Source organism: Pseudomonas fakonensis, assembly GCF_019139895.1.
GTDB lineage: Bacteria > Pseudomonadota > Gammaproteobacteria > Pseudomonadales > Pseudomonadaceae > Aquipseudomonas > Aquipseudomonas fakonensis.
In genome coordinates this window covers 1,859,958-1,886,284 of the sequence record NZ_CP077076.1, presented here as the reverse complement: position 1 = coordinate 1,886,284, position 26,327 = coordinate 1,859,958, and the positions used below count along the sequence as shown (strand labels likewise).

Sequence of the window (26,327 nt, the reverse complement as noted above, 5' to 3'; positions counted from 1 at the left end):
TAACCCTGTGGGAGCCGGCTTGCCGGCAATGGTGTTTCAGCCTTCCAACTCGGCCCAGCGCTCTACCAGTACATCCAGCTCACCCTGCAGCTTCTCGATCCTTGCCAGCACTGCCGAAGTTTCGGCAATCGGTCGCTGATAGAAGCCCGTAGCGCTCACTTCTTCCTGTGCCTCGGCCATGCGCTGCTCCAGCGCGTCGATCTGCCCTGGCAGCATTTCCAGTTCACGCTGCAGCTTGTAGCTGAGCTTCTTCTTGCTGGCATCGGCCTGCGGCGCAGTGGCGGCAACCGGCTCCGCCTCTTCCACCGGCTTTGCCACCACGGCGCTGTTAAGCTCGGACTTGCCACCCTTGCTCTCGGTCACGCCCAGCAGCTTCGGCGAGCCGCCCTGACGAATCCAGTCCTCGTAACCGCCGACGTACTCGCGCACGCGGCCCTCGCCTTCGAACACCAGAGTGCTGGTGACCACGTTGTCGAGGAAGGCCCGGTCGTGACTGACCATCAGCACCGTGCCCTTGTAGTTGGACAGCACCTCTTCGAGCAGCTCGAGGGTCTCGACGTCGAGGTCGTTGGTCGGTTCGTCCAGCACCAGCAGGTTGGCCGGCTTGCTGAACAGCTTGGCCAGCAGCAGGCGCGCACGCTCGCCACCAGACAACGCCTTGACCGGCGTGCGTGCGCGCTGCGGGCTGAACAGGAAATCGCCCAGGTAGCTAAGCACGTGCCGGTTCTGCCCTTCGATCTCGATGAAGTCGCGGCCCTCGGCGAGGTTGTCGATCACCGTCTTCTCGAGGTCGAGCTGGTGACGCATCTGGTCGAAATAGGCGACCTCGAGCTTGGTGCCGCGCTCGACCTTGCCGGAGGTCGGCTCCAGGTCGCCCAGCATCAGCTTGAGCAGCGTGGTCTTGCCGGTGCCGTTGGCACCCAGCAGGCCAATACGGTCCTGGCGCTGCAGCACCATGGAGAAATCCTTGACCAGCTTCGGCCCGCCCTGGTGAGCGAAGCTGACGCCTTCAAGCACCATGACCTGCTTGCCGGACTTGTCGGCCACTTCGATCTGGATATTGGCCTTGCCCTGGCGCTCGCGACGCTCGCCACGCTCCACACGCAACGCCTTGAGCGCACGCACGCGGCCTTCGTTGCGGGTACGGCGGGCCTTGATGCCCTGGCGAATCCACACTTCCTCTTGCGCCAGGCGCTTGTCGAACAGCGCGTTGGCGGTGGCCTCGGCGGCCAGTTCGGCCTCCTTGTGCACCAGGAAGCTGGCGTAGTCGCCGTTCCAGTCGATCAGCCCGCCGCGGTCCAGTTCAAGAATGCGAGTGGCCAGGTTCTGCAGGAACGAGCGGTCGTGGGTGATGAACAGCACCGCGCCACCAAAGCCCTTGAGCGCCTCTTCCAGCCAGGCGATGGCACCGATGTCCAGGTGGTTGGTCGGCTCGTCCAGCAGCAGCAGGTCAGGCTCGGACACCAGCGCCTGGGCCAGCAGCACACGCCGGCGCCAGCCACCGGACAGCTCGGCCAGGGTCTTGTCGGCCGGCAGTTGCAGGCGGCTCAGGGTGCTCTCGACCACCTGCTGCAGGCGCCAGCCGTCGCGGGCTTCCAGCTCGTGCTGCACGTGCATGAGTTTTTCCAGGTCTTCGTCGCCCTGGATATTCTGGCTCAGGTGGTGGAACTGCGCCAAAAGCTCGCCGACACCGTCCAGGCCTGCGGCCACCACGTCGAATACCGAGCGCGAGTCGGCCACCGGCAGTTCCTGCGGCAGTTCGCCGATCTTCAGGCCCGGGGCGCGCCAGATATCACCATCGTCGGCCTTCTGCTCGCCCTTGACCAGGCGCAGCATGCTCGACTTGCCAGTGCCGTTGCGGCCGATGATGCACACCCGCTCGCCACGGGCGATCTGCCAGGAAACCTTGTCCAGCAGCGGCATCGCGCCGAATGCAAGGGACACATCGCTGAATTTGAGCAGGGTCATGATCGTCTCCAAAAACCGGGCGCGCATTCTACCTGACTTGCGTCGCATCGGCATCAGCCGAACAGCGCAGGCCTGCCGGGCGAGGCATTACAACTCGATACAAGCACAGTGCTTTCACCGCTCCCCGGCAAACGGCTAAGCTAGGCAGTAATACCCCACAGTGCTGGCTTCGCCGTCACTCTCTATGGTTCAACTGCCCGGACGTATCATGCGCAGCCGCCTGTTACAACTTGCTTCCTGCCTGCTGCTCACCGCCACCGCCGCGAGTGCCGCACACGCCGTCGACCTCACCCAGCAACGCCAGTACTACGATGAAGCCAAGCGCGCCCTGGCCAAGGGCGACAAGGGCCCGTACCTGCGCTACGCCCAGGCGCTGCGCGACTATCCGCTGACGCCCTATCTCACCTACGACGAACTGACCGCCCGACTCAAGAGCGCCAGCAACGAGGAAATCGAAGGTTTTCTCGCCCAGCATGGCGACCTGCCCCAGGCCAACTGGATGAAACTGCGCTGGTTGCGCTGGCTGGCCGAACGCGGCGAATGGAACACCTTCGTCAAGTACTACGACTCCAAGCTCAATTTCACCGAACTGGACTGCCTCAACGGCCAGTACCAGCTCACCCACGGCCTGCGCGCCGAAGGCTTTGCCACCGCGCAAAAACTGTGGAACGTCGGCAAGTCGCAACCGGCGGCCTGCGACACCCTGTTCGCCCTGTGGGCCGCCGAAGGCCAGCTGACCGAAGCCAAGCGCTGGGAACGCGCCAAGCTCGCCGCCCAGACGCGCAACTACAGCCTGGCCGGCAACCTGGTTAAAACCCTGACCACCCTCGCCCCCCAGGGCAAGCTGCTGCTGGACGTTGCGCAAAAACCCGAGCTGCTCAACCAGCCGTCGCGCTTCATGCCGGTCAGCGAGGCCATGTCCGACGTAGTCAGCCTGGGCCTGCGCCGCCTCGCCCGACAAAACCCGGAGCAGGCCATGGCGTTGCTCGACGACTACGCCTCGCGCATGCACTTCAGCCGCGACGAGAAAGTCGCCATCGCCCGCGAGATCGGCCTCACCCTGGCCCGGCGCTACGACCCGCGCGCCCTCGACCTGATGACCCGCTACGACCCAGAGCTGCGCGACAACACAGTGAGCGAATGGCGCATGCGCCTGCTGCTGCGCCTGGGCCGCTGGCAGGACGCCTACGAGCTGAGCAAGCGCCTGCCCCAGGACCTGGCCGGCAGCAGCCGCTGGAAGTACTGGCAGGCGCGCAGCCTGGAGCTGGCACAGCCAAGCAACCCGCAGGTGCCGCTGCTGTACAAGAACGTCGCCCGCGAGCGTGACTTCTACGGCTTCCTCGCCGCCGACCGTGCGCAAACCCCCTATCAGCTCAACAACAAGCCGCTGCTGCTGAGCCAGCAGGTGATCAACAAGGTGCGCAACACCCCGGGCATCCGCCGCGCCCTGGAGTTCCACGCCCGTGGCCAGGTGGTCGAGGGCCGCCGCGAGTGGTACCACGTCAGCCGCCACTTCAACCGTGACGAAATGGTCGCCCAGGCCCGCCTGGCCTACGACATGCGCTGGTACTTCCCGGCCATCCGCACCATCAGCCAGGCGCAGTACTGGGACGACCTGGACATCCGCTTCCCCATGGCCTACCGCGACACCCTGGTGCGCGAAGCCAAGGTCCGCGGCCTGCATTCAAGCTGGGTGTTCGCCATCACCCGCCAGGAGAGCGCCTTCATGGAAGACGCCCGCTCCGGCGTCGGCGCCAGCGGCTTGATGCAGCTGATGCCGGCCACCGCCAAGGAAACCGCGCGCAAGTTCAGCATCCCCCTGGCCTCGCCGGCCCAGGTGCTCAACCCGGACAAGAACATCCAGCTCGGCGCCGCCTACCTGAGCCAGGTGCACAGCCAGTTCAACGGCAACCGCGTGCTGGCCTCGGCCGCCTACAACGCCGGCCCCGGCCGTGTGCGCCAATGGCTGAAGGGTGCCAAGCACCTGAGTTTCGATGTGTGGGTCGAGTCGATCCCGTTCGACGAGACGCGCCAGTACGTGCAGAACGTGCTGTCGTATTCGGTCATCTACGGGCAGAAGCTCAATTCACCGCAGCCGCTGGTGGATTGGCATGAGCGCTATTTCGACGATATGTAGCAACCGGGCGCCACGCCCACTGTAGGAGCCGGCTTGCCGGCGATAGGGCCACCTGCCGCGACACAAGGTAAAAGTTGTGTCGCCAGGGCTGGCCTCATCGCCGGCAAGCCGGCTCCTACAGGGACCACCTCACTCCAGCACCTCTACCGCCATCCCCACCTGCAACTCCCCTTCCCCGTCCACCGCCAGGTTTTGCCCGAACAGCACATCGCCCTCTTTCTCGCGGAAGGTCTTGAGCGTGGTCAACGGCTCGCGGTCCGGGCTGCGTTCGCCGGTGGCCGGGTCAAGGGTGGTGAGGATACAGCGCACACTGGGCTTGAGCACACGCAAGGTCATGGCGCCGATGCGGATGCGCTTCCACTGGTCCTCGGCAAAGGCCTCGGCCCCTTCCACCACCAGGTTGGGGCGAAAACGCAGCATCTGCATGGGGCGCCCGACCCGCCGGCTCAGCTCATCCAGCGAGGCCTGGCCAATCAGCAGCAGCGGGAAGCCGTCGGGGAACGCTGCACGGTCGCTGGCCAGCCCGTAGCCGCTGGGCAGGTAACGTGCCCGGGGCGCAGGGCAGTGCACCAGGCGCACCGGTTTACCCAGCAACTCGCTGAGCCAGGCGGCCGCCTCGTCGCCGGCATCCGGCACGCGCAAGGTGTCACGCCAGATCGTCACCCCGCGCAGCGCCTCGTCGGCAGGCGGCACCGCCACCTGCAATGACGCCCGCCCGGCCGCAGCCAACAGCAGCGAGCCATCGGCCAGGTAATCGGCGTGGATCAAGCCAAGCCCGGGCCAGGCACGCTGGGTAAGAAAGCGGCCGTTGTCAGCCTCCACCACCATCCAGCGCCGGTCGCCTTCAAGCCCCATGCTGCCGACCGCAGAAGCCTGCAGGCTTTGCGCCTGCACGGACTTCACAGGGTAACGGTACAACGCGCTCAGAATCATTCCCTACCCACCCAGTGCTGGCAAAAAACCAAGCTTATACCGCGCACCGGCGCTCAGGAATCAGGCAGTGGTCTGCAGCATGTTCAAGCGCTGGCGCACCACTTCGACCAAACGGTCAGGCTGGAACTTGGAAAGGAAGTTGTCGCAACCGACCTTCTTCACCATCGAGTCGTTGAAACTGCCCGACAGCGAGGTGTGCAGCACCACGTAAAGGCTGCGCAGGCGCGGGTCATTGCGAATCTCGGTAGTCAGCCGGTAGCCATCCATTTCGGGCATTTCAGCGTCGGTGAAGACCATCAGCAGCTTCTCGCACACGTCCTCGCCGGCGTCGGCCCAGCCCTTGAGCAGGCGCAGGGCCTTCAGGCCGTCGCTGGCCACGTGCAGCTTCAAGCCCAGTTGCGAGAGGGTGTCGCGCAACTGCGCCAGGGCCACGGTGGAGTCGTCCACCAGCAGCACCTCACGCCCGCGGGCACGCGCCAGCACTGGGTCTTCGAGCTTGTCGCGGGATACCTTGGCGCTGTAGGGCACGATTTCGGCCAGCACCTTTTCCACGTCGATGATCTCGACCAGCTTCTCGTCCACCTTGGTGATGGCGGTGAGGTAGTGCTGGCGGCCGGCGCTGGTGGGCGGCGGCATGATCGCTTCCCAGTTCATGTTGACAATGCGGTCCACGCCGCCCACCAGGAAGGCCTGCACCGAGCGGTTGTACTCAGTGACGATGATGGTGCTGTCCGGGCCCGGCTGCAGCGGGCGCATGCCGATTGCCTGGGACAGGTCGATCACCGGCAAGGTCTGGCCGCGCAGGTTGACCACGCCGCACACATAGGAGTGGCGCTGGGGCATCAGGGTCAGCTTGGGCAGTTGCAGCACTTCCTGCACCTTGAACACGTTGATCGCGAACAGTTGCCGGCCAGCCAGGCGGAACATGAGAATTTCCAGGCGGTTCTCACCCACCAGTTGCGTACGTTGGTCTACCGTATCGAGAATGCCGGCCATTAGGAAAACCCCCAGGCTTTAGTCGGAAAAAATGAGTTGCATCAACCCTGTATCGGCGGATACTGGCGCAGCTTGACCCCTTGTGGAAAAAGCTGTCGGGGGTGATTGATATCACTTTACCATCATGCTTTACTGCTGCCACTTCCCTCCTGTTTGCCGCCCTGGCTGAACACCAAACCCCGAAGGCCCATCAGGGAAACCCCTAGAGGCAATCGGGTGCAACCTGATGTTCGCAATATCCATTAGCCATTAATGTGACGCCATTCTCAATGCATGAACGGAGTCAGGCTTTTGTCAGCGATTGCTTCGGTGTGGCCCACCCCTGCTCCAGCCCTGTGCGCTGGAGTGACATGATGGACAACACAGCCCTGCCGAACGGGACGTTGCAGGACTTTCTGCTGGATGCGCAGGTCTTGCTCAGCGGCGCCCAGGAGTGCCTGCAGCACCTGGAACTGATCGGCAACGACCCCGATGCCTGCTTGTGCCTGGACGAAACCCTAGACACCCTGGCCCATCGCTGCGACAAGCTTGCGCTGAGTGAAGTAGCGCAGTTCACCCGCACCCTCCAGCAACTCCTGGCCCCGGCCTGCAGCCGCCAACACCTGGACGGTGCGGCGCTGCCGGTGCTCGGCGCCTGCCTCACCCTGCTGGCCTGGCAACTGGAACTGCTCGACCCGCAGACCGGCCGCCTGGGCATGGACATCGAAGAGCAGCAGGCGTTGCTCAACGAACTGGCCAGCCTGCTTGGCCAGCCAAAGCCGCAAACGTGTGCGCCTTGCCAGACGCTTGGCGGCACCTGTGCCCATGCCCACGTTCAGCCGATGTCGCAGCACTGTCAGCCAACAGCGGGCAACAGCAACTAACGCTTCAAAGGCCGCACACGCAAATTACCCCCCTCTGGAACTTGCAAAGTTGGACAAGTTTTTATCCACACGGTTTGCAGGGTTCTTAGTTAGTTGCCACGGTATGAATTGAACGCCCATACAATGGTGGCACAGTGCCACTTATGCACGTATTACGAGGTTTGATGAAACCCCCGAAAATCCGAGGTTTCAAGCAGTTAACCTTCGCGACCAAAGCGGCCCGAAGTGTTAAGATGCGTTCATTCGAACATGCGCACCGTTAATAATTGGTCGATTGGACACGAGCCCGGTGCGTGATAACCCCCCCGGGGCGCCCAATCTTCTGTTAGTCATGTGGCATGCCTTCAACAGCAATCATTCAGTGGCTTCCCTATCTATGCTTGAACGCTTGAAGACTCTCCGGCGTTGCCACTCCAGGGCTGCCCTGTTCCGTTGGGCAACCACGGTGCTGTGCCTGGCTTCACTGGCAGCCAACCTGATCCTCTACCTACGCACCCAACCGCTGTCGGCCAGCCTGTTGCTGCTGCAACTGGCGGCCATGATCAGCGTCGGCTGGCACCTGCGCCACTGGGCACGCTCCATCAGCCTGCGCCCAGCCGAGCTGGCCACGCGCATGCTCAAGGTGCAGGAAAGCGAACGCCAGCGCCTGAGCCGCGAATTGCATGACGACATCGGCCAACTGCTCACCGCTGCCAAGTTGCAGGTCGACTGGCTGCAACGGCGCGTGCCGGCAGACCTGCAGGCGCATTGCACAACCTTGCGCGGCACCCTCGAGCAAACCTTGGGCAACGTGCGCGATGTATCCGCCCTGCTGAATCCGCGCCAACTGGCCAGCCTGGGGCTGGAGGCCAGCCTGCGCGAGCACCTGCTGCGCACCCTGGCCAACAGCGGCATCCACTGGAGCCTGGACTGCAACCAACGCCTGGGCGGGATCAGCGACGATGTGACCATGGCCGCGTTCCGTATAACCCAGGAAGCCGTCACCAACGTGCTGCGCCACGCCCAGGCCGGCAACCTGGTGGTGCGCCTGCAGCGCACGCCAGCCGGCCTTGCCCTGTCGATCCACGATGACGGTTGCGGCTTCTCCCCTGCTGCCGACCCAGCCGAGGCCGGCCAACGCGGCATGGCCGGCATGCATGAACGTGCCACCGCCTTGCAAGGCAGCCTGACCGTGATCAGCCAGCCCGGGCAAGGCACCCAGATCGACGCCCTGTTCCCATGGCCGCCCCGCAGCCAGGAACGCGCCAGGACCCCTGCACCCGATGACTTGTAGACTACTGCTGGTGGACGACCACTCCCTGATTCGCGCAGGCGTCAGGGCACTGGTATCGGACATTCCCGGATACACCGTGGTTGGCGAGGCCGAAGACGGCGCCCAACTGCTCGAACAGGTAGCAAGCCTGGCCCCCGACATCATCCTGCTGGACATCTCCATGCGCTCCACCAGCGGCCTGGACGCCCTCACCCAGCTGCGTGCCAGCGGTTGCACCAGCAAGGTGCTGATGCTGTCGATGCACACCGACCCGGAACTGATCATGCGCGCGCTGGAAAGCGGCGCCCATGGCTACCTGCTCAAGGACACCACCGCCACCGAGCTGGAACAGGCCTTGTGCGCCCTGCGCAGCAACGAGCGCTACCTCAGCCCGGCCATCGCCCACACCGTGATCAACCAGGCCCTGCAGCGCGCGCAGAACACCAAGGTGCCCGGTGACGAGCGTCACAACCTCACCGCCCGCCAGCTGGAGATTCTGCGCCTGATCGTGCGCGGCAAGTCCACCCGGGAGATCGCCAGCGGCCTGGGCCTGTCGATCAAGACCGTCGAGACCCACCGCTCGCAGATCATGAAGCGCCTGCAGATCTACGATGTGGCCGGCCTGGTGCTGTTCGCGGTGCGCGAGAAGATCATCAGCCTGGACGACTGAGCAGCGGCGAATCGGCGGGCAGGTGCACCCGCAGTGCCTTGGACAGCGCCTCGAAGCGCAGGCTGTCGGCCTGCAAGGGTTCGCCGTCGAGATTGATATCCAGCCCTTGCGAGCTCTTGATCTCGACCCACGGCAGGCGCGCCCGCACGAACAGTTCCTCACCGGCCAGCAAGCCGCGCAGGGCGCCGACCATCTCTTGCGGCGCCGGCAGGATGCCGATGTCCAGCAGGCCGTCGTCGGCCTTGGCCTCGGGGCACAGAATATGCCCGCCACCGGCCTGCCGACCGTTGCCGATACCCAGGGCCAGCAGGTCGCCCTGCCACTGAAAGCCCGGCCCCTGCAGCTCCACCGAAGCGCTTTGCAGCTCGCTGAAGCGTGACAGCCCGGTAAACAGGTAGGCCGCAGCGCCCAGTACCTTTTTCAGATCCTCGGAAGTATTGGCCGTGACCTGGCTGCCAAAGCCGCCGGTGGCCATGTTGAGGAACAGCTGGTCCCCTACCCGGCCCAGATCGATCGGCCGCGCCGGCTGCTCCAGCAATGCCAGCGCCGCCGCAGGCTCCAGCGGTACCGTCGCGGCCTTGGCGAAATCGTTGGCCGTGCCCAGCGGCAGCAGTACCAGGCTTGCCTCCCCTTGCGCCTGGGCCATGGCCTCGGCCACATCGCGCAGGGTGCCATCGCCACCGCCGGCCACCACATGGGGGTAGCCCGCCGCCAGCGCCTCGCCTACCAGGCGCTGGGCATCACCCGCCTCCCAGGTCAGCCGCACATCGAGTTGCCAACCGCGTTCGCGCAACTCGCCCACAGCGGCCCGCACCTCTTCGTTGGTGGCTTGCTTGCCATGCAGGATCAACAGTGCCTTGCGTTCGGCCATCGTCGTTCTCCGTGAAAATGCCCTGTGGCTATCTCGACCATTTCGATGAGCGAATTGCTCCCCGCCCGCCAAACTACGAATTTCGCCCCCCCTGTGGAGCGGCCTTGTGCCGCGAAAGGGCTGCGTAGCAGCCCCGGCGATGTCGATGTGAGGCACAAATAAGGGGCATACCACACCTGCCATGCCCGTTGCCTGCCAAACGGCCTGGGCGCGCCAGCCATCGTGCGCTTTACTCATACCCAAGGACGCGCCCCGGCACCCACCCTCCCAGGTGAGCTGCCAGCGGGCGCGTCGTGCTATCCGGCCGGCCGACAGCGAGGATCAAGGGCCATGCGCATACTCTGGACACTGCCCTACCTGCCTTGGCCCACCACCAGCGGCTGCAAGACCCGGCAATACCACCTGCTGCGCGAACTGGCAGGGCGCGGGCACCGCATCACCCTGCTGGTGCAGTCCAAGGTGCCGCTCGGCGATGCCGCCCGCGAAGCCCTGGAGCCCCTGCTGGAACGCCTGATCGTGCTACCCCGGCGCGCCGTGCACAGCCCGCTGAACCTGCTGGCCTCGCCGATCATCGACTACCCCATGCGCGCCATCATCAACGGCCTGGCGCCCTGCCTGCGGCACCGTTTCGAGCAGTTGCTGGACGAGCCTTGGGATGTGATCCAGATCGAGCACAGCTACAGCTTCCAGCCGTTCGAGAAGGCCCTGCAGGCGCGTGGCCTGCCCTACATGCTCAGCGAGCACACCCTGGAATCGGTAATGGGCGCCGCCAGCCATGACCGCCTGCCGCTATGGCTACGCCCGCTCAACGCCTTCGACCGCTGGCGCTACCGGCGCTGGGAGCAACGCGTGCTGCGCCAGCCAAGCGAATTGGTAGCGGTCAGCCCGCATGACGCCGAGCTGATCGGGCAGATCAGCGGCCGCCCGGTGAACGTGGTGGTCAATGGCGTCGACTGCGAGCACTACCAGGCGGTGCACCCGGCGCTGCACAGCCAGCGCCTGCTGTTTGTCGGCAACTTCGAATACGGCGCCAACCTCGAAGCCATCGAGTGGGCGCTGGAAGACATCCTGCCGCAGGTGTGGCAAAGCAACCCGGCGGTGCGCCTGGCCATCGCCGGGCATGCGCTGCCGGCCAGCTGGAAGCTGCACTGGAACGACCCGCGCATCGAATGGGTGGGCTACCGCCCCGACCTGCGCGAGCTGCAACGGCGCTCGGCGCTGTTCTTCGCGCCGTTGCGCTATGCCGGCGGCTCGAAGGTGAAGATCCTCGAAGCGATGGCCGCCGGCCTGCCGGTGATCACCACCAGCAAAGGCGTGTCGGGGCTGGCGGCCAACCGCGGCGAACATTACCTGGCCAGCGACGACAGCGGCCAGCTGGCGCTTCTGGTGACCCAACTGCTCAACCAGCCTGCGCGCATGGCCCAGCTGGGTGAAGCCGGGCGCGCGTTCGCCCGCCAGCGCCACGACTGGAGCGTGGCTGCCCAGCAACTGGAGAACGTGCACATGCGCCTCGGTCAGCTGGCACCGGCCAGTACCCCGCCGCTGGGCGGGGTACTAGCCAAGTAGCTCGCTGAACGGAATAAACGGCACCAGGTCGCCCTGGCCTGGGGTGCTGCCTTCAAGCACCTCCACCACACCCTCCGCCCAGGCTGCGCTGCGCAACACGCCAGAGCTCTGGTTCTTGTAGATGCGCACCCGACCCTCTTCGATACGCGCCCGCAGGTACTCACGGCGGTTGCCTGGCTTGGGCCAATCGAAGCCTGCCGGCACGCTGAAACGCAGCGGCGTGACATTGGCCACACCTTGGCGGCGCAGCAGGTACGGGCGGGTGAGCAGGCCGAAGGTGACCAACGTCGAGGCCGGGTTGCCCGGCAGGCCGATCACCGGCACGCCCTGGTAATGGCCAAAGGTCAGCGGCTTGCCTGGCTTGATCGCCAGTTTCCACAGGGCCAGTTCACCTGCTTCGCGCAGGGCCAGGCCGAGGTAGTCAGCCTCGCCTACCGAGACGCCGCCGGTGGACAGGATAAGGTCGACATCGCCCAGCGCCGCCAGGCACTGGCGAGTACGCTGCAGGTCGTCGGCAAGGATGCCGGCATCCACCACCTCGCAGCCCAGGCGCTGCAACCAGCTGACCAGCAGGCGGCGGTTGCTGTTGTAGATTTGCCCCGGCCCCAGCGGCAGCCCGGGCTCGACCAGCTCGTCACCGGTCGACAGCACCGCCACTTTCGGTTTGCGCACTACCTCCAGGCGGGCAAAACCCAGGGTCGCCGCCAGGCCCAGTTCGATAGGGCCCAGCCGGGTACCGGCGCCCAGCACCACTTCGCCGGCGCGGGTCTCCTGGCCCTTGGGGCGCACGTTGCTGTCGAGCGTCAACGGCTCGAGAAAACGCACCCGGCCGTCTTCCAGCACCTCGGTGTTTTCCTGCATCTCGACACAATCGGCGCCCTCGGGCAGCGGCGCGCCGGTGAAGATCCGTGCGCAGGTGCCTGGCTGCAGGGGCGCCGGGGCGTGGCCGGCGAAAATGCGCTGGCTGACCGGCAACGGCTCGCCCCGCCAGTCACCCTGGCGCAGGGCGTAACCGTCCATGGCACTGTTGGGCCAGGGCGGCAAATCGAGCCCTGCCACCAGTTCACGGGCCAGCACACGACCTTCGGCATCAGCCAGGCCGACCTCTTCGGTTTGCCTGATGGGCGCCGCCTCGGCCAATGCCAACAGGCGCTCGAGGGCTTCTTCCACCGGCATCAACGGCCGGGCCGGCGCTACCTCAGCCACGGCTTTCACAGGCCGCTGCCTGCTTCAGGTGCGGGACGAAATTGCACGGGCGGTGACGGCTGTCCAACTGCTCGGCGAGAATGCCGTCCCAGCCGGTGCGAACCGCGTTGGTCGAGCCCGGCAGGCAGCACACCAGGGTGCCGTTGGCCAGCCCGGCCAAGGCGCGGGACTGCACGGTGGAGGTGCCGATATCGGCCACCGAGATCTGCCGGAACAACTCGCCAAAGCCGTCGACCTGCTTGTCCAGCAGGCAGCCCACGGCTTCGGGGGTACTGTCGCGGCCGGTGAAACCGGTGCCGCCGGTGACCAGCACCACTTGCACCTGCTCGTCGGCGATCCAGGTGGCGACCTGGGCGCGGATCTTGTACAGGTCGTCCTTGAGCAGCACCCGGGCTGCAAGCTGGTGGCCGGCCGCAGTCAGGCGGTCGACGAACAACTGGCCAGAGGTGTCGGTGTCGAAGGTGCGGGTGTCGCTGACCGTGAGCACGGCGATGTTCAGCGCCACGAAGGGGGTATCTGCCTTGGCTTTCATGGGGTCCGTCGCAGGGAGTGTGTTATGGCGGCTGTTATATCACAGGCCACCTGCCGCAGCCCGGGCGTTGTTCCTGGTCAATGACGCGACGAGGTCGCTATGCTGCACTGTGCAAGGAACTTGCGTGGACGCCCCGCGTCTGAATGTCATCCAGCACCCTCGAATCGGAGAATCATGATGATCCCACGGACCCTTCCAGCCTTCCTGCTTGCCCTGGGCCTCGGCGCCCTCGCCGGCTGCGCCTCGCCTGCCGTCATCACCCTGAACGATGGCCGCGAGATCCAGGCAGTCGATACCCCGTCCTATGACGAAGACTCTGGCTTCTACGAATTCGAACAGCTCGATGGCAAGCGCACGCGCATCAACAAAGACCAGATCCGCACCGTCAAAGAGCTCTGATTCAGCCCCCTCATTTCGGCGCAACTCCTTTTTGCAACAAGGGGTTGCGTTGAAAAAAACCATGCAGTAGCATTTCGGTCATCGGAGTGTAGCGCAGCCAGGTAGCGCGTCTCGTTCGGGACGAGAAGGCCGCAGGTTCGAATCCTGTCTCTCCGACCAAATCCCTGAAAAGCCCGCCTTGCGCGGGCTTTTTTGTGCCTGGCGGAAAGCCTTATTGCAGGCTCACAGCCGCTTCCGGCAACACCGGCACATACAGCAACTGCAACCGCGCACTGCTCCACTCGCGGGTCTTGTTGGTCAGCGCCAGGTCGTCGTTCAGCTTCTGCCCGTAGGTGGGCACGATCTCTTTGAGTTTGGCCTGCCATTCGGGGGTCTTGATACGGTCCTTGAAGGTCTTCTCCAGCACCGTCAGCATGATTGGCGCAGCGGTCGAAGCACCGGGCGAGGCGCCCAGCAACGCGGCAATGCTGCCGTCCTGGGCGGCCACCACTTCGGTACCAAACTGCAGGATTCCACCGTGCACTGCGTCTTTCTTGATCACCTGCACGCGCTGGCCGGCCTGCAGCAGTTGCCAGTCTTCGTTCTTCGCATTGGGGAAGTACTCACGCAACGCCGCCATGCGGTCGTCGAAGCTGAGCATCAGCTGGCCCATCAGGTAGGTGCTGAGGTCAAGGTTGTCGATGCCGGCATGCAGCATCGGGCTCAGGTTGTGGCGGGTCAGCGAGGCGAACATGTCCAGCAGCGAACCGTGCTTGAGGTACTTGGTGGAGAAAGTCGCGAACGGGCCGAACAGCAGCACCTGCTTGCCGTCGATCATGCGGGTGTCGAGGTGCGGCACCGACATCGGCGGCGCGCCGACCGAGGCCTTGCCGTACAGCTTGGCCTTGTGCCGGGCGACGGTATCGGCATTGTCGGTCATCAGGAACTGGCCGCCCACCGGGAAGCCGGCATAGCCGTCGGCTTCGGGGATGGCGGACTGTTGCAGCAGCTTCAACGCGCCACCCCCAGCGCCGATGAACACGAACCTCGCCTTGACCTCGTTTTGCTGGCCACTGGCAAGGTCGGCCACCACCACATTCCAGCTGCCATCGTCGTTACGCACGATGTCGCGCACTTCGTGGCCCAGGTGCAGTTTGACATTGGGGTTGCGGGTCATCGAGGCGAACAGCTGGCGGGTGATCTCGCCGAAGTTCACGTCGGTACCGATGGCCATGCGGGTGGCGGCCACGCGCTGGTCGGGGTCACGCCCTTCCATTACCAGCGGCACCCACTTGCGGATCTGCTCGTGGTCTTCGGAGATTTCCATTCCGCGGAACAGCGGGCTGTGCTGCAGGGCGGCGACGCGCTTGTGCAAAAACGCGATGTTCTCTTCACCCCAGACGAAGCTCATGTGCGGCACATTGTTGATGAACGAGCGCGGGTTGCTCAGCACGCCCTGCTCGACCTGGTAGGCCCAGAACTGCTTGGACACCTCGAACTGCTCGTTGACGTTGACCGCCTTGCTGATGTCGATGCTGCCGTCCTTGCCTTCGCTGGTGTAGTTCAGCTCGCAGAAGGCGGAGTGGCCGGTGCCGGCGTTGTTCCAGGCGTTGGAGCTTTCTTCGGCGACCTGGTCCATGCGCTCGTAGATGTCCACCTTCCAGCCGGGCTCAAGCTCGGTGAGGTAGGTGCCCAGGCTGGCGCTCATGATGCCGCCGCCGATCAGCAGCACATCGACGGTTTTCTGGGGCTCTTCGGGTTTAGAGCAACCGATGACGCTCAGGCAGAGGAACGTCAGCAGGATTTTCTTCATTGGAGCTTTCCGGTTGTTGGTGTTATCGCGGGCTGCGATAGCGAAGAGCGTGCCAACCGGGTTGGGGGCCTTGGTTTGCGGGATGGGGTGGTGGGGGTGATGGCGACAAACCGCCACAGGGGTGGGGATGGGGTCGGGTGGGTGGCGGGATTCCCCCCGCTTGGGTTTGGGTTCCGGTTCCGGTTCCGGTTCCGGTTCCGGTTCCGGTTCCGGTTCCGGTTCCGGGCTCATAGTGCTTGCTTTCGGAGATGTATGCGCATTCATTGACGATAAGCGCTTTTCGTCACCTTTCCGCCCTTATGTTGGGCGGAAAGGTGAATAAGCGTCACTACAAATAATGAATGCGCATACCTCTTTCAAAACCAACTAGCCAACTAACCAACAGACACTCAAGCGCTCAACCGAGCAGTCACTTCCCCCAATTGCCCCGACAACCCATGCAACCGCTGCCCCGCCTGCTCGGTATGCTGCACCGCCTGCTGGTTGGCCGTGGCAATCCGGGTAATCTCGATCAGGTTCCGCGAAATATCCTCAGCCACACTGGTCTGCTCCTCCGCCGCCGTGGCGATCTGCCGGTTCATGTCGCGAATCGCCTCCACAGCAGTGGTGATGCGCTGCAGCATCTGCCCCGCCTGCTGCACCTGCTCGGCCCCCTCCTCGCTGCGCTGCTGGCCACTCTCGATGGCCTTGACCGCCTCCACTGCCCCCGACTGCACCGCCTCGATGATCTGGTGAATCTCGGCAATCGACGCCGCAGTACGCTGGGCCAGGCTACGCACTTCATCAGCCACCACGGCAAAACCACGCCCGGCCTCGCCGGCCCGAGCCGCCTCGATGGCCGCGTTCAGCGCCAGTAGGTTGGTTTGCTCGGCAATGCCGCGGATCACTTCCAGCACCTTGCCAATCCGCGTGCTGTCGCTCTCCAGGTGGCGAATCACCGCAGCAGTGCCGGCAATCTCGCGGTTGACCACACCGATGATGTCAATGGTCTGCTGCATCACCTGCTCGCCGGCCTGGGCGCTGTGGTCGGCGTCATCCGCCGCCCGCGCCGCCTCGGCAGCATGGCGTGCGACCTCTTGCGCGGTGGCCGACATCTCGTGCATGGCCGTGGCCACCTGGTCGGTACGCTGAAACTGGTCGTGGGTACCATTGGCCATATCGCCGGCGATGCTGCGCAGCTGGCCACTGGCGCTTTCCAGCTCCTCGGCGTTGTCCTTGAGCCGGCCGACGGTGTCAGCCAAAAAGTCGCGCAAGGTGTTGGCCGCCAACGCCAGGCGCCCCAGCTCGTCCTCGCGGCGGCTGTCGACACGCGCAGCGAAGCGCCCCTGGCTGAGCTGGGCCACGTACTCGATCAACTGGCGGATCGGCTCCACCAGGCTGCGGTTCACCAGCCACAGGCTGAACAGCCCCACCAGTAACGCAGACCCCAGCATCACCAGCACACCCAGCCACACCGTGCGCTCGGCGTTGGCGCTGATGTCTGCGGCGCGGCCACGGGCATCGGCGCGCAACTGCTCCACCAGCGCGCTCATCTGCTCGCTGGCGGCGCGGTCCACGCCCTTGACCGCGGCATCCCCCGCCACCGGGTCACCACCGGCGGCAACGAAGGCCTGGCGCCCACGCTCGTAGGCCACACCCAGTTGCCGGTGGCTGTCGCGCAGTTGCTCCAGCGGCGCCTTCATCGCCGGGCTGCTGTTGTCGGCCAACTGCCCGAGCAACTGCTGCACCTGCTGCTCACGGGCCTGGAACTGCTGCCAGTACTTGTCCAGCTCGGCCGGCTGGCGGCCACGCAGCAGCACGTTTTTCCATTCCTGCACCTGGATCTTGAACTGCAGGTTGGCCTCGTCGATCAACTGCGAGGCGCGCAGCGGCCCATCCACCAGCTCGGCGTAGCCACGCACGCTGGAAGACAAAAACTGGAAGCACACCAGGGCGATCAGCAACATCGCCGCCAGGCTGCCGCCCAGCAAGGTGAGAATTTGTACGCGAAGGGATTTACGCAACATTGCAGGTCTCGGAACAAGGAATTAAAGGAACGACGCGCCGAGGCAGCGCCGACTAAGACATCCTTGTCCTCGTTCGCAGGCCAAAAAAAAGCTGCCATCGTTCGAAGGCAGCCAGGTCGAGCACATACGCAACAGCTGAGGCAGATACTCTCAGGCAATTGCTACAGAATTGTTACAGGTTGAAGGCAATCTGCCCCTGCCGACGGCGCCATAGCTGCCGCCCCCAGGGGTGAATCCATTCAGGCGATATCGCTGTTGAACTGCAACGCCGCCAACCGCGCGTACAGCGGGCTTTCTTCGATCAGCTGACGGTGCGTGCCCACCGCCACCAACCGCCCCTGGTCGATCACCGCGATACGGTCGGCGTGCTGCACCGTGGCCAGGCGGTGGGCGATCACCAGGGTGGTGCGCCCGGCCATCAGTTGCGGCAACGCTTGTTGAATCAGGTGCTCGCTTTGCGCATCCAGCGCACTGGTGGCCTCGTCCAGCAGCAAGATCGGCGCATCCACCAACAATGCCCGGGCAATCGCCAAGCGCTGACGCTGACCACCGGACAGCCCTACCCCACCCTCGCCCAGCGGCGTCTGGTAGCCCTGGGGCAATTGCGCGATGAACTCATGGGCATGCGCGCTGCGCGCGGCGGACTCGACCTCGGCGAGGCTCGCCTCGGGGCGGCCGTAGCGGATATTGGCCTCGACCGTGCCGCGAAACAGCGCCGGCTGCTGGGCCACCAGGGCGAACTGGGCACGCAGCGCTGCCGGCGACAGCTCGCTGATCACCTGGCCATCGAGCAGGATGCTGCCCGACTGCGGGTCGTAAAAGCGCAGCAGCAGGTCGAACAGGGTCGACTTGCCGGCCCCTGAGGGGCCCACCAGGGCCACCGTCTGGCCAGGCTGCACCAGCAGGCTCAAGCCATCGATGGCCGCCACCCCAGGCCGCGACGGGTAGGCAAAGCGCACATCGCGCAGCTCGATCTGGCCACGGGCACGGGCCATGGCCAAAGGCGTGGCCGGCGCTAGGATATCGCTCTGCGCCGCCAGCAGTTCGGCGATGCGTTCGGCGGCGCCTGCGGCGCGTTGCAGCTCACCGATCACCTCGCTGAGGGTGCCGAAGGCACTGCCGACGATCAGGCTGTAAAACACGAATGCCGCAAGCTCGCCCCCGGAAATCCGCCCGGCGATCACATCCGTGCCGCCCACCCAAAGCATCACCGCCACCGCCCCGAGTACCAGCACGATCACCAGAGTAATCAGCCAGGCGCGCTGGGTGATGCGCCGCCGCGCCACAGTGAACGCGGCCTCCACGGTATCGGCGAACAACAGGCGGTCGCGTGCTTCGTGGTTGTAGGTCTGCACGGTCTTGATCTGGCCCAGGGTCTCGGCCACGTAGCTGCCCACATCGGCTACCCGGTCCTGGCTTTGCCGCGACAGGCTGCGCGCCCGCCGGCCAAACAGCAGGATCGGCGCCAGCACCAGTGGCAGGGCCAGCACCACGATGGCGGTCAGCTTAGGGTTGGTGACGAACAGCAGAATCACCCCACCGATCACCATCAGCGCATTGCGCAGGAACATCGACAGCGACGAGCCGATCACCGACTGCAGCAGCGTGGTGTCGGCGGTCAGCCGCGACTGGATCTCCGAGCTGCGGTTATCCTCGAAAAACCCCGGGTGCAGGCCCAGCAGGTGGTCGAACACCGCGCGGCGTATATCGGCCACGCAACGCTCGCCGATCCACGACACCAGGTAAAAGCGCGCGAAGGTGCCCACTGCCAGCGCCAGCACCAGCACCATGAACAGGCCGATGGTCTGGTTGAGCTGGTGCGCCGAGCCGGTCATGAAGCCCTGGTCGACCAGCAGGCGGATGCCCTGCCCCATGGACAGCGTAATGGCGGCGGTCACCACCAGTGCCAGCAAGGCCAGCAAAGCCTGGCGACGATACGGGCGAATGAACTGCCAGCTCAGGCGCAAGGCGCGGCGCTGGCGAGGGGAAACCGGGTCGGGCATGGTGGCGGGCATCTGGCGGGGAACGGGTACCAAGCCTACCACTGGTCGCCCCTGGCGGAACCTGCGCCCGGCGGCGAACGTCGCATCAAGGGACTGGTGCGCCAGCGCTGGCACCTATGCTCATTCGTTCTAATGGGCCGCTGGAGCTTTGCCGCGCTTTCTGGTGGACTGTATTGGCCAAGGCCCGCCAGGGAGTTGTAACAGGCCAGTCATGGCGCCGCAGTACCCTTGAGCTTGAACCTGATGAGGAGACAGGACATGAGCTTGCAACACAGCAACGACACCACCACCCAGCGCCCGCAACCCCAGGTGTGCGGTTCGATCATCGACGCCCAGGGGCGCGAAGTGCCAATCACCGAGCAGATGATCCAGAAAGCCTGCAAAGAGCTCGAAGCGAGCCGGGTGAAGAAAGTCCAGAAGGGCTGACCACAGAATGCCTTGCGACCCGGCGCTTGCGCCGGGTTTTTATTTGCCTGGGTTTTGTGGACATCAGGCTAACCCTGTAGGAGCCGGCTTGCCGGCGATGAGGCCCCAAGCCCCGGCGCAAAAATGGCCGGCTGGCTGGTTTGCAGGCCTGGCCCTATCGCCGGCAAGCCGGCTCCTACAGGTACAGCGCCTGACATCTGTGTGCTCAGGCCAATACCGCCCCCAGGGCACTCACCACCTGCGCCAGCTGCGGCGCTTCGCCGCGCAGGCGCACGGCAAGCCCTTCGATTTCCCGGCGTACCGGGTAATGCTTGCGCAACTGGTCGAACGCCGCACGTTGCTTGGCCGGGTCGTCACCCAGGCTGCGGCGAAAATCCGCATCGTCTCGACGCGGGTCGTACACCGCCCGGCACAGGGTGGCCAGCGCCCAGGCCGGGTCGGCCTCGGCGTGCAGTTCGATCTGCGCCAACGCCGGGGCCGGCAGCAGGTCGGCCAACTGCACGGTGGCCGGTTGGCCCAGCACCCGGCACAGCGCCTGATAGATCTGCGCAGTACCGCGCTGCTTGCCATCCAGGCTGTAGCCGGCGATATGCGGGGTGGCCAGGGTGCACAGGTCGGCCAGCTGCAGGTCCACCTGCGGCTCGCCCTCCCACACATCCAGCACCGCGTGCACATCTTCACGGGCCAGCAGCAGCGCACGCAGGGCGGCGTTGTCCACCACCGGGCCACGGCTGGCGTTGAGCAGCCATGCCCCACTGCGCAGGCGCGCCAGGCGCCGGGCATCGAGCAGATGCCAGGTGGGGTGCTCACCACCGCGCTGCAGCGGAGTGTGCAGGCTGATCACGTCGCATTGCTCAAGCAGCGTGTCGAGGCTGACGAAATCGCCGCCTTCGGCCGCCTGGCGCACCGGGTCGCATACCAGCACTTTCCAGCCCAGGCCGTGCAGCACCCGCACCAGGCGCCCGCCCACTTCGCCGGCACCGACCACGCCATACACCTTGCGGCTCAGGTCGGCGCCCTCAAGTTCGGCCAGGGTCAGCAGGCTGCCCAGCACGTAGTCGACCACGCCGCGGGCATTGCAGCCGGGGGCGCTGCTCCACTGGATGCGCGCCTGGGCAAAGTAGTCGAGGTCGAGGTGGTCGGTGCCGATGGTGCAGGTGCCGACGAAACGTACCCGGCTGCCTTGCAGCAGCTGCCGGTCCACGCGGGTCACCGAACGCACCAGCAGCACGTCGGCGTCCTTCACGCAGGCGGCGTCGATGGCCCGGCCGGGGTAGCGGCGCACTTCACCGAACCCGGCGAAGAAGGCATCGAGCAGCGGGATATTCTCGTCGGCAACTATCAGCATGGCGCTCTCCTGTCTGGGGAGCGCAGTGTAGCGCGATCACCGGCGGCTCAGTCGGCCTTCTTGCGGATCCAGTACAGGTAGGTGCCGGCCTCTTCCTGCTGGCCGAGCAACTCGTGGCCGAGGAAGATGCAGAACTTGGGGATGTCGCGGCGGGTCGAGGGGTCGGTGGCGATCACCTTGAGCACGCCGCCGGCGCTCAGCTCGCGCACGTGCTTGTGCAGCATCATCACCGGCTCCGGGCAGTTCAGGCCGGTAGCGTCGAGGATGGCGTCGTGGGTGAAGTCGGTCATGGTGGCTCCGCTGGGTTCGGGGTTCATTATGGGGGCGATCGGGGTGCAGCCCAATCGCCGGCAAGCCGGCTCCTACAGGCGATCAGCCTCAGCGCGGTTTAAGGTCAAGCCGGCGCAGGTGGCAGGTCACTTCCTCGCGGTCGTGATACAGCTGCTTGCAGGCAATCGACACCTTCACCTTGCGCGCCTTGAAGCCTTCTTCCATGCGCTCGAGCAGCTTGCGTACCTCGGCGTGGCGCTGCTTCATCGGCAGCTTGAGGTTGACCACCGCCTCGCGGCACAGCCCCTCGCCCAGCCAGGTGTCGATCAGCGACGCAGTGCGCGCGGGCTTTTCGACGATGTCGCAGACCATCCAGTCCACGGTCTGCTTGGGCTTCCAGGTGAACCCGTCGGCCATCAGGTGGGTGACCAGGCCGGTGTCCATCAGGCTCTCGGCCATCGGGCCGTTGTCGATTGCGGTAACCAGCATGCCGCGCTTGACCAGCTGGTAGGTCCAGCCGCCGGGGGAGGCGCCCAGGTCGACCCCGGTCATGTCGTCGTTCAGGCGCTGCTCCCACTGCTCGCGCGGGATGAACTGGTGCCAGGCTTCTTCCAGTTTGAGCGTGGAACGGCTGGGTGCCTCGCGGGGGAATTTCAGGCGCGGGATACCCATCGGCCACAGCGCCGAATTATCAGCCTCAGCAACGCCGACGAACACCCGGCGGCCACTGATGAAGGTCAGCAGCAGGCGCGGGCGGCGGGCGTCATCCACCAGCCGGCCGGCCTTTTCCAGTGCCTTGCGCAGCGGTACTTCGAACTTGCGGCAGAAGGTCGACAGCTCCTTGCCTTCGTTGCTGTCGAGCACCTCCAGCCACAGGCTGCCAAACACCGGCAGCTCGGCCAGGTGCTCCAGCAGCACGCTGATGCGGTCGGTTTCCGGCAGCTCTACATAAAGGCCGCGGGCCCACTGGCGCGGAAAGATCAGCTGGGCGAAACGCCGCTCATGCATCAGCCGTTCGGCGCCATCAGGCTCGCTGCAGACGAATTCGGCGCAGGCACTCTGCGGCTTGCCCTTGGCATAACCGGGCACCCCCAGAATGGCTGCATGTTCGCTGATTTCGGCGCAGACCTCGCCCTCGAAGCCGGGCCGACAATGCATGAACAGGGTATTCATTTTTCACTCCACATCACTGGCGCAGGCGGCGCCAGGGCGGCGAATGATAAAGGAAGATCGGAACCTGCGACACGCCCCACCGGTCCAGAAGAGGGTCAGGCCCGGTAAACGGGGCTAACCTGACCGTTCAACCAGGCCCGTGCCGTGCGGGCCGATTCGAAGCGGTGGCACCGGCCAACCAGTAATCCCCGGGCCACCGGAGCACAAGGAGTTGTTCATGCCCTCGCTCGATAGCCTGAAAACCCTCAAGACCCTCCAGGTGGCAGGCCACACCTACCACTACTTCAGCCTCACCGAGGCAGCCGGCAAGCTGGGCGACCTGCAGCGCCTGCCCATGTCACTGAAGGTGCTGCTGGAAAACCTGCTGCGCTGGGAAGACGGCAAGACCGTCAGCGGCGACGATTTGCGCGCCCTGGCCGCCTGGCTGGGCGAGCGGCGCTCGGACCGCGAAATCCAGTACCGCCCGGCGCGGGTGCTGATGCAGGACTTTACCGGTGTGCCGGCGGTGGTCGACCTGGCCGCCATGCGCGCGGCCATGCAAAAGGCCGGCGGTGACCCGCAGCGGATCAACCCGTTGTCGCCGGTAGACCTGGTGATCGACCACTCGGTAATGGTCGACCGCTACGGCACCGCCCAGGCGTTTGGCCAGAACGTCGACATCGAGATGCAACGCAACGGCGAGCGCTACGCCTTCCTGCGCTGGGGCCAGAGCGCGTTCGACAACTTCCGCGTGGTACCACCGGGCACCGGCATCTGCCACCAGGTCAACCTCGAATACCTCGGCCGCACGGTATGGACCGGCGAAGAAGATGGCCGCACCTACGCCTTCCCCGACACCCTGGTGGGCACCGACTCACACACCACCATGATCAATGGCCTGGGCGTGCTCGGCTGGGGCGTGGGCGGCATCGAGGCCGAGGCGGCCATGCTCGGCCAGCCGGTGTCGATGCTGATCCCCGAGGTAATCGGTTTCAAGCTCACCGGCAAGCTGCGCGAGGGCATCACCGCCACCGACCTGGTGCTGACGGTGACCCAGATGCTGCGCAAGAAGGGCGTGGTGGGCAAGTTCGTCGAGTTCTACGGTGACGGCCTGGCCGACCTGGCGCTGGCCGACCGCGCCACCATCGCCAACATGGCCCCGGAATACGGCGCCACCTGTGGCTTCTTCCCGGTGGACGCGGTGACCCTCGACTACCTGCGCCTGTCTGGCCGGCCCGATGAGACCGTGCAACTGGTCGAGGCCTATTGCAAGGAGCAGGGGCTGTGGCGCCTGCCCGGCCAGGAGCCGCTGTTCAGCGACAGCCTGGCACTGGACATGGCCGAGGTCGAGGCCAGCCTGGCCGGGCCCAAGCGGCCCCAGGACCGGGTCGCCCTGAGGCAAGTCAGCCAGGCCTTCGACCACTTCATCGAGCTGCAACCCAAACCCCTGGCCAAGGAAGTCGGCCGCCTGGAAAGCGAAGGTGGTGGTGGCGTGGCAGTGGGCAATGCCGACCAGGCCGGCGAGATCGACTACAGCCACGAAGGCCAGAGTCACACCCTGCGTGACGGTGCGGTGGTGATCGCCGCCATCACCTCGTGCACCAACACCTCCAACCCCAGCGTGATGATGGCGGCCGGGCTGGTGGCGAAAAAGGCCGTGGAGAAGGGCCTGCAGCGCAAGCCCTGGGTCAAGAGCTCCCTGGCTCCGGGCTCGAAGGTGGTCACCGAGTACTTCCATGCAGCGGGCCTCACGCCCTACCTCGACCAACTCGGCTTCGACCTGGTGGGCTACGGCTGCACCACCTGCATCGGCAACTCCGGCCCGCTGGACGAGGCCATTGAAAAAGCCATCACCAATGCCGACCTGACCGTCGCCTCGGTGCTGTCGGGCAACCGCAATTTCGAGGGCCGGGTGCACCCGCTGGTGAAGACCAACTGGCTGGCCTCGCCGCCGTTGGTGGTAGCCTATGCCCTGGCCGGAACCGTGCGCATGGACCTTGCAACCGATGCATTGGGTACCGGCAAGGACGGCCAACCTGTGTACCTGCGCGATATCTGGCCCAGCCAGCGGGAAATCGCCGAGGCCGTGGCCAAGGTCGATACCGGCATGTTCCACAAGGAATACGCCGAAGTGTTCGCAGGCGACGCCCAATGGCAGGCCATCGAGGTGCCGCAGGCAGCTACCTACGTGTGGCAGGACGACTCCACCTACATCCAGCACCCGCCGTTCTTCGACGACATCGCCGGCCCCCTGCCGCAAATTCGCGACATCCAGGGTGCGCACGTCCTCGCTGTGCTGGGCGACTCGGTGACCACCGACCACATCTCCCCCGCCGGCAACATCAAGGCCGACAGCCCGGCCGGGCGCTACCTGCGTGAAAAGGGCGTAGAGCCACGCGACTTCAACTCCTACGGTTCGCGGCGCGGCAATCACGAAGTGATGATGCGCGGCACCTTCGCCAACATCCGCATCCGCAACGAAATGCTCGGCGGCGAAGAAGGCGGCAACACGTTGCACATCCCCAGCGGCGAGAAGCTGTCGATCTATGACGCGGCCATGCGCTACCAGCAGGAGGGTACGCCGCTGGTGGTGATCGCCGGGCAGGAATACGGCACCGGCTCAAGCCGCGACTGGGCCGCCAAGGGCACCAACCTGCTGGGCGTGAAGGCGGTGCTGGCCGAGAGCTTCGAGCGCATTCACCGCTCCAACCTGGTGGGCATGGGCGTGCTACCGCTGCAGTTCATGGCCGGTGACAACCGCAAGCGCCTTGGCCTGACCGGCAAGGAGCGTATCGATGTACTGGGGCTGTCCGCCGGGCAAATCCGCCCGGGCATGAACCTGACCCTGGGCATCACCCGTGAGGATGGCAGCCGGCAACAGGTCGAAGTGCTGTGCCGCATCGACACCCTCAACGAGGTGGAGTACTTCAAGTCGGGGGGAATCTTGCACTATGTACTTCGGCAACTGATCGCCGCCTAATATGCCTCCTGCGGTTCGCATGGCGAACCTTTCGGGTTGCCTGGGCGATGTCGAGCACATCGCCCAGCCCCCAGCAAAAGGAGCCGTCATGCCCGTGCCATATTGGATAGCCCTGTTCCTGTTTACCCTCGGCTACGCCCTGGCACTCAAGCACGGTGAGATCAGCCTGGGCGCCCTGCCCGTGCTGGTTGCACTATTGGGCTCTGCCCTGCTGGCTCGACGCGCCGTGCTGTGGCAGACAACGCTGGGACACAGCCTGTTTCTTGTACTCGCCCTCGGCCTGGCCCTGCACTGGCTGCCCGGTTTTCATAACGCCAAGGTCATCGACGACGTGGTATTGAGCCGCGGGGCGACGCCTTTTTCCATGAATTTGAACCTGGACAAGCCGCTGATCGGCCTGTGGGTTCTGCTGGCCTGCCCCTGGCTGATCGTGCTGCGCCCGCGTGGCATGCTGCTGAGCCTTGCCGTGCTGCGCCCCCTCACGTTGATCGCTTGCCTGGGCGGCGCCTGGGCACTGGGGCTGGTGGCCTGGGCACCGAACTGGCCGGACGTGGCGTGGCTGTGGCTGGCAAACAACCTGCTGCTGGTCAGCCTGACTGAAGAATTGCTGTTTCGCGGCTACATCCAGGGCGGGCTGGAACGTCTGTTCAAGCATGAAGGCCTGGCGCTGGGCGCCGCTTCCCTGCTGTTCGGCCTGGCACACCTGCCCCTTGGCTGGCAGTGGTTCTACCTTTCGACCTTGGCGGGGGTGGGCTACGGCCTGGCCTACCGCCATGGCGGGCTGCTGGTGGCGGTGTGGTGCCACGTGTTCGTCAACCTGGTGCATTTCAGCTTGTTCACCTACCCGATGCTGGCCCCGGCCTGAACAATCGGTCATGATCCGACCTGTCATGACTCATAACAAAAATTGCAATATTGGCAGCAACTTGCAGCAAAAAGTGGCGTTCATCTAGCGCA

Annotated in this window: 21 protein-coding genes, 1 tRNA gene and 1 pseudogene; 10 read left to right on the top strand and 13 right to left on the bottom strand. The window is 65.1% G+C overall.

From position 1 onward, the window contains the following. Positions 1-36: 36 nt before the first annotated feature. Positions 37-1,968, bottom strand: a complete 1,932-nt coding sequence (locus KSS94_RS08505) for an ATP-binding cassette domain-containing protein (protein WP_217842554.1) — start codon at positions 1,966-1,968, stop codon at positions 37-39. Between the two features lie 208 nt (positions 1,969-2,176). Between KSS94_RS08505 and KSS94_RS08500 the strand changes: the two genes are divergently transcribed. After that, positions 2,177-4,105, top strand: a complete 1,929-nt coding sequence (locus tag KSS94_RS08500; RefSeq protein ID WP_217842553.1) for a transglycosylase SLT domain-containing protein — start codon at positions 2,177-2,179, stop codon at positions 4,103-4,105. 129 nt (positions 4,106-4,234) lie between these two features. On the opposite strand, the gene KSS94_RS08495 is transcribed toward KSS94_RS08500, so the two are convergent. Both KSS94_RS08495 and KSS94_RS08490 read right to left on the bottom strand, forming a co-directional pair. After that, positions 4,235-5,038, bottom strand: coding sequence for an MOSC domain-containing protein (locus KSS94_RS08495; protein ID WP_217842552.1), 804 nt, complete (start codon positions 5,036-5,038; stop codon positions 4,235-4,237). 60 nt (positions 5,039-5,098) lie between these two features. Continuing rightward, the gene (locus KSS94_RS08490; protein WP_217842551.1) at positions 5,099-6,034 is read right to left on the bottom strand and encodes a chemotaxis protein CheV; all 936 of its coding nucleotides are present in this window, start codon (positions 6,032-6,034) and stop codon (positions 5,099-5,101) included. Positions 6,035-6,387: 353 nt separating this feature from the next. Here KSS94_RS08490 and KSS94_RS08485 point away from each other — a divergent pair, with 353 nt between their 5' ends. The 3 genes from KSS94_RS08485 (at position 6,388) to KSS94_RS08475 (ending at position 8,819) form a co-directional block, all read left to right on the top strand. After that, a complete protein-coding gene (locus KSS94_RS08485) occupies positions 6,388-6,897 on the top strand; it encodes a histidine kinase (protein ID WP_217843546.1) in 510 nt (169 codons plus the stop codon). Between the two features lie 376 nt (positions 6,898-7,273). Further along, the gene (locus KSS94_RS08480) at positions 7,274-8,170 is read left to right on the top strand and encodes a sensor histidine kinase (RefSeq protein ID WP_217842550.1); all 897 of its coding nucleotides are present in this window, start codon (positions 7,274-7,276) and stop codon (positions 8,168-8,170) included. Next, positions 8,160-8,819 carry a response regulator gene (locus KSS94_RS08475; protein WP_217842549.1) on the top strand — a complete coding sequence of 220 codons (660 nt, stop codon included), beginning with the start codon at positions 8,160-8,162 and terminating at the stop codon, positions 8,817-8,819. Before KSS94_RS08480 ends, KSS94_RS08475 begins: the two co-directional genes overlap by 11 nt. Here the strand turns inward: KSS94_RS08475 and yegS are convergent. Next, a complete protein-coding gene (gene yegS, locus KSS94_RS08470) occupies positions 8,803-9,690 on the bottom strand; it encodes a lipid kinase YegS (RefSeq protein ID WP_217842548.1) in 888 nt (295 codons plus the stop codon). The two genes, KSS94_RS08475 and yegS, sit on opposite strands and share 17 nt — an antisense overlap. 330 nt (positions 9,691-10,020) lie before the next feature. Between yegS and KSS94_RS08465 the strand changes: the two genes are divergently transcribed. Continuing rightward, entirely contained in the window at positions 10,021-11,256 is a 1,236-nt protein-coding gene (locus tag KSS94_RS08465) for a glycosyltransferase family 4 protein (protein WP_217842547.1), read from the top strand. Here the strand turns inward: KSS94_RS08465 and KSS94_RS08460 are convergent. Then, positions 11,245-12,471 carry a molybdopterin molybdotransferase MoeA gene (locus KSS94_RS08460; protein WP_217842546.1) on the bottom strand — a complete coding sequence of 409 codons (1,227 nt, stop codon included), beginning with the start codon at positions 12,469-12,471 and terminating at the stop codon, positions 11,245-11,247. The two genes, KSS94_RS08465 and KSS94_RS08460, sit on opposite strands and share 12 nt — an antisense overlap. Further along, positions 12,455-12,994: a molybdenum cofactor biosynthesis protein B gene (moaB, locus tag KSS94_RS08455; RefSeq protein ID WP_217842545.1), complete on the bottom strand. Its 540-nt coding sequence runs from the start codon at positions 12,992-12,994 to the stop codon at positions 12,455-12,457. The genes KSS94_RS08460 and moaB overlap by 17 nt, the downstream gene beginning before the upstream one ends. A gap of 177 nt (positions 12,995-13,171) precedes the next feature. Here moaB and KSS94_RS08450 point away from each other — a divergent pair, with 177 nt between their 5' ends. Together KSS94_RS08450 and KSS94_RS08445 are read left to right on the top strand one after the other, a co-directional pair. Next, positions 13,172-13,393, top strand: a complete 222-nt coding sequence (locus tag KSS94_RS08450; protein WP_217843545.1) for a YgdI/YgdR family lipoprotein — start codon at positions 13,172-13,174, stop codon at positions 13,391-13,393. An 82-nt stretch (positions 13,394-13,475) separates the two neighbouring features. After that, positions 13,476-13,552 (top strand) — tRNA-Pro (locus KSS94_RS08445). 52 nt (positions 13,553-13,604) lie between these two features. On the opposite strand, the gene KSS94_RS08440 is transcribed toward KSS94_RS08445, so the two are convergent. From KSS94_RS08440 to KSS94_RS08430, 4 genes and pseudogenes are all read right to left on the bottom strand, one after another. Continuing rightward, positions 13,605-15,185 (bottom strand): malate:quinone oxidoreductase, encoded by a 1,581-nt coding sequence (locus KSS94_RS08440; protein WP_217842544.1) that lies wholly within the window; start codon positions 15,183-15,185, stop codon positions 13,605-13,607. A gap of 389 nt (positions 15,186-15,574) precedes the next feature. Further along, complete coding sequence (locus tag KSS94_RS27525) at positions 15,575-16,279, bottom strand: methyl-accepting chemotaxis protein (RefSeq protein WP_369992142.1); 705 nt, start codon at positions 16,277-16,279, stop codon at positions 15,575-15,577. Between the two features lie 228 nt (positions 16,280-16,507). Continuing rightward, positions 16,508-16,618, bottom strand: a pseudogene (locus KSS94_RS27520) (hypothetical protein); the annotation flags it as partial. 812 nt (positions 16,619-17,430) lie between these two features. Then, positions 17,431-19,194, bottom strand: coding sequence for an ABC transporter transmembrane domain-containing protein (locus KSS94_RS08430; RefSeq protein ID WP_217842542.1), 1,764 nt, complete (start codon positions 19,192-19,194; stop codon positions 17,431-17,433). Positions 19,195-19,452: 258 nt separating this feature from the next. Between KSS94_RS08430 and KSS94_RS08425 the strand changes: the two genes are divergently transcribed. Then, entirely contained in the window at positions 19,453-19,620 is a 168-nt protein-coding gene (locus KSS94_RS08425) for a PA1571 family protein (RefSeq protein WP_217842541.1), read from the top strand. A gap of 205 nt (positions 19,621-19,825) precedes the next feature. Here the strand turns inward: KSS94_RS08425 and pdxB are convergent, their stop codons facing one another. The 3 genes from pdxB to rlmM form a co-directional block, all read right to left on the bottom strand. Beyond that, complete coding sequence (gene pdxB / locus KSS94_RS08420) at positions 19,826-20,968, bottom strand: 4-phosphoerythronate dehydrogenase PdxB (RefSeq protein ID WP_217842540.1); 1,143 nt, start codon at positions 20,966-20,968, stop codon at positions 19,826-19,828. 47 nt (positions 20,969-21,015) lie between these two features. After that, complete coding sequence (gene tusA / locus KSS94_RS08415) at positions 21,016-21,258, bottom strand: sulfurtransferase TusA (protein WP_217842539.1); 243 nt, start codon at positions 21,256-21,258, stop codon at positions 21,016-21,018. Positions 21,259-21,346: 88 nt separating this feature from the next. Beyond that, positions 21,347-22,411 carry a 23S rRNA (cytidine(2498)-2'-O)-methyltransferase RlmM gene (rlmM, locus tag KSS94_RS08410; RefSeq protein ID WP_217842538.1) on the bottom strand — a complete coding sequence of 355 codons (1,065 nt, stop codon included), beginning with the start codon at positions 22,409-22,411 and terminating at the stop codon, positions 21,347-21,349. A 217-nt stretch (positions 22,412-22,628) separates the two neighbouring features. Here rlmM and acnA point away from each other — a divergent pair, with 217 nt between their 5' ends. After that, positions 22,629-25,370 carry an aconitate hydratase AcnA gene (acnA, locus tag KSS94_RS08405; protein WP_217842537.1) on the top strand — a complete coding sequence of 914 codons (2,742 nt, stop codon included), beginning with the start codon at positions 22,629-22,631 and terminating at the stop codon, positions 25,368-25,370. An 88-nt stretch (positions 25,371-25,458) separates the two neighbouring features. Then, positions 25,459-26,235 (top strand): CPBP family intramembrane glutamic endopeptidase, encoded by a 777-nt coding sequence (locus KSS94_RS08400; protein ID WP_217842536.1) that lies wholly within the window; start codon positions 25,459-25,461, stop codon positions 26,233-26,235. Positions 26,236-26,327 lie beyond the last annotated feature (92 nt).

Bases quoted from the DNA above. Each gene is read 5' to 3' on its own strand.
- KSS94_RS08505 (WP_217842554.1), bottom strand. From the start codon at position 1,968: ATGACCCTGCTCAAATTCAGCGATGTGTCCCTTGCATTCGGCGCGATG.
- KSS94_RS08500 (WP_217842553.1), top strand. From the start codon at position 2,177: ATGCGCAGCCGCCTGTTACAACTTGCTTCCTGCCTGCTGCTCACCGCC.
- KSS94_RS08495 (WP_217842552.1), bottom strand. From the start codon at position 5,038: ATGATTCTGAGCGCGTTGTACCGTTACCCTGTGAAGTCCGTGCAGGCG.
- KSS94_RS08490 (WP_217842551.1), bottom strand. From the start codon at position 6,034: ATGGCCGGCATTCTCGATACGGTAGACCAACGTACGCAACTGGTGGGT.
- KSS94_RS08485 (WP_217843546.1), top strand. From the start codon at position 6,388: ATGGACAACACAGCCCTGCCGAACGGGACGTTGCAGGACTTTCTGCTG.
- KSS94_RS08480 (WP_217842550.1), top strand. From the start codon at position 7,274: ATGCTTGAACGCTTGAAGACTCTCCGGCGTTGCCACTCCAGGGCTGCC.
- KSS94_RS08475 (WP_217842549.1), top strand. From the start codon at position 8,160: ATGACTTGTAGACTACTGCTGGTGGACGACCACTCCCTGATTCGCGCA.
- yegS (WP_217842548.1), bottom strand. From the start codon at position 9,690: ATGGCCGAACGCAAGGCACTGTTGATCCTGCATGGCAAGCAAGCCACC.
- KSS94_RS08465 (WP_217842547.1), top strand. From the start codon at position 10,021: ATGCGCATACTCTGGACACTGCCCTACCTGCCTTGGCCCACCACCAGC.
- moaB (WP_217842545.1), bottom strand. From the start codon at position 12,994: ATGAAAGCCAAGGCAGATACCCCCTTCGTGGCGCTGAACATCGCCGTG.
- KSS94_RS08450 (WP_217843545.1), top strand. From the start codon at position 13,172: ATGATCCCACGGACCCTTCCAGCCTTCCTGCTTGCCCTGGGCCTCGGC.
- KSS94_RS08440 (WP_217842544.1), bottom strand. From the start codon at position 15,185: ATGAAGAAAATCCTGCTGACGTTCCTCTGCCTGAGCGTCATCGGTTGC.
- KSS94_RS27525 (WP_369992142.1), bottom strand. From the start codon at position 16,279: ATGTCGGCCACCGCGCAAGAGGTCGCACGCCATGCTGCCGAGGCGGCG.
- KSS94_RS08430 (WP_217842542.1), bottom strand. From the start codon at position 19,194: ATGCCCGACCCGGTTTCCCCTCGCCAGCGCCGCGCCTTGCGCCTGAGC.
- KSS94_RS08425 (WP_217842541.1), top strand. From the start codon at position 19,453: ATGAGCTTGCAACACAGCAACGACACCACCACCCAGCGCCCGCAACCC.
- pdxB (WP_217842540.1), bottom strand. From the start codon at position 20,968: ATGCTGATAGTTGCCGACGAGAATATCCCGCTGCTCGATGCCTTCTTC.
- tusA (WP_217842539.1), bottom strand. From the start codon at position 21,258: ATGACCGACTTCACCCACGACGCCATCCTCGACGCTACCGGCCTGAAC.
- rlmM (WP_217842538.1), bottom strand. From the start codon at position 22,411: ATGAATACCCTGTTCATGCATTGTCGGCCCGGCTTCGAGGGCGAGGTC.
- acnA (WP_217842537.1), top strand. From the start codon at position 22,629: ATGCCCTCGCTCGATAGCCTGAAAACCCTCAAGACCCTCCAGGTGGCA.
- KSS94_RS08400 (WP_217842536.1), top strand. From the start codon at position 25,459: ATGCCCGTGCCATATTGGATAGCCCTGTTCCTGTTTACCCTCGGCTAC.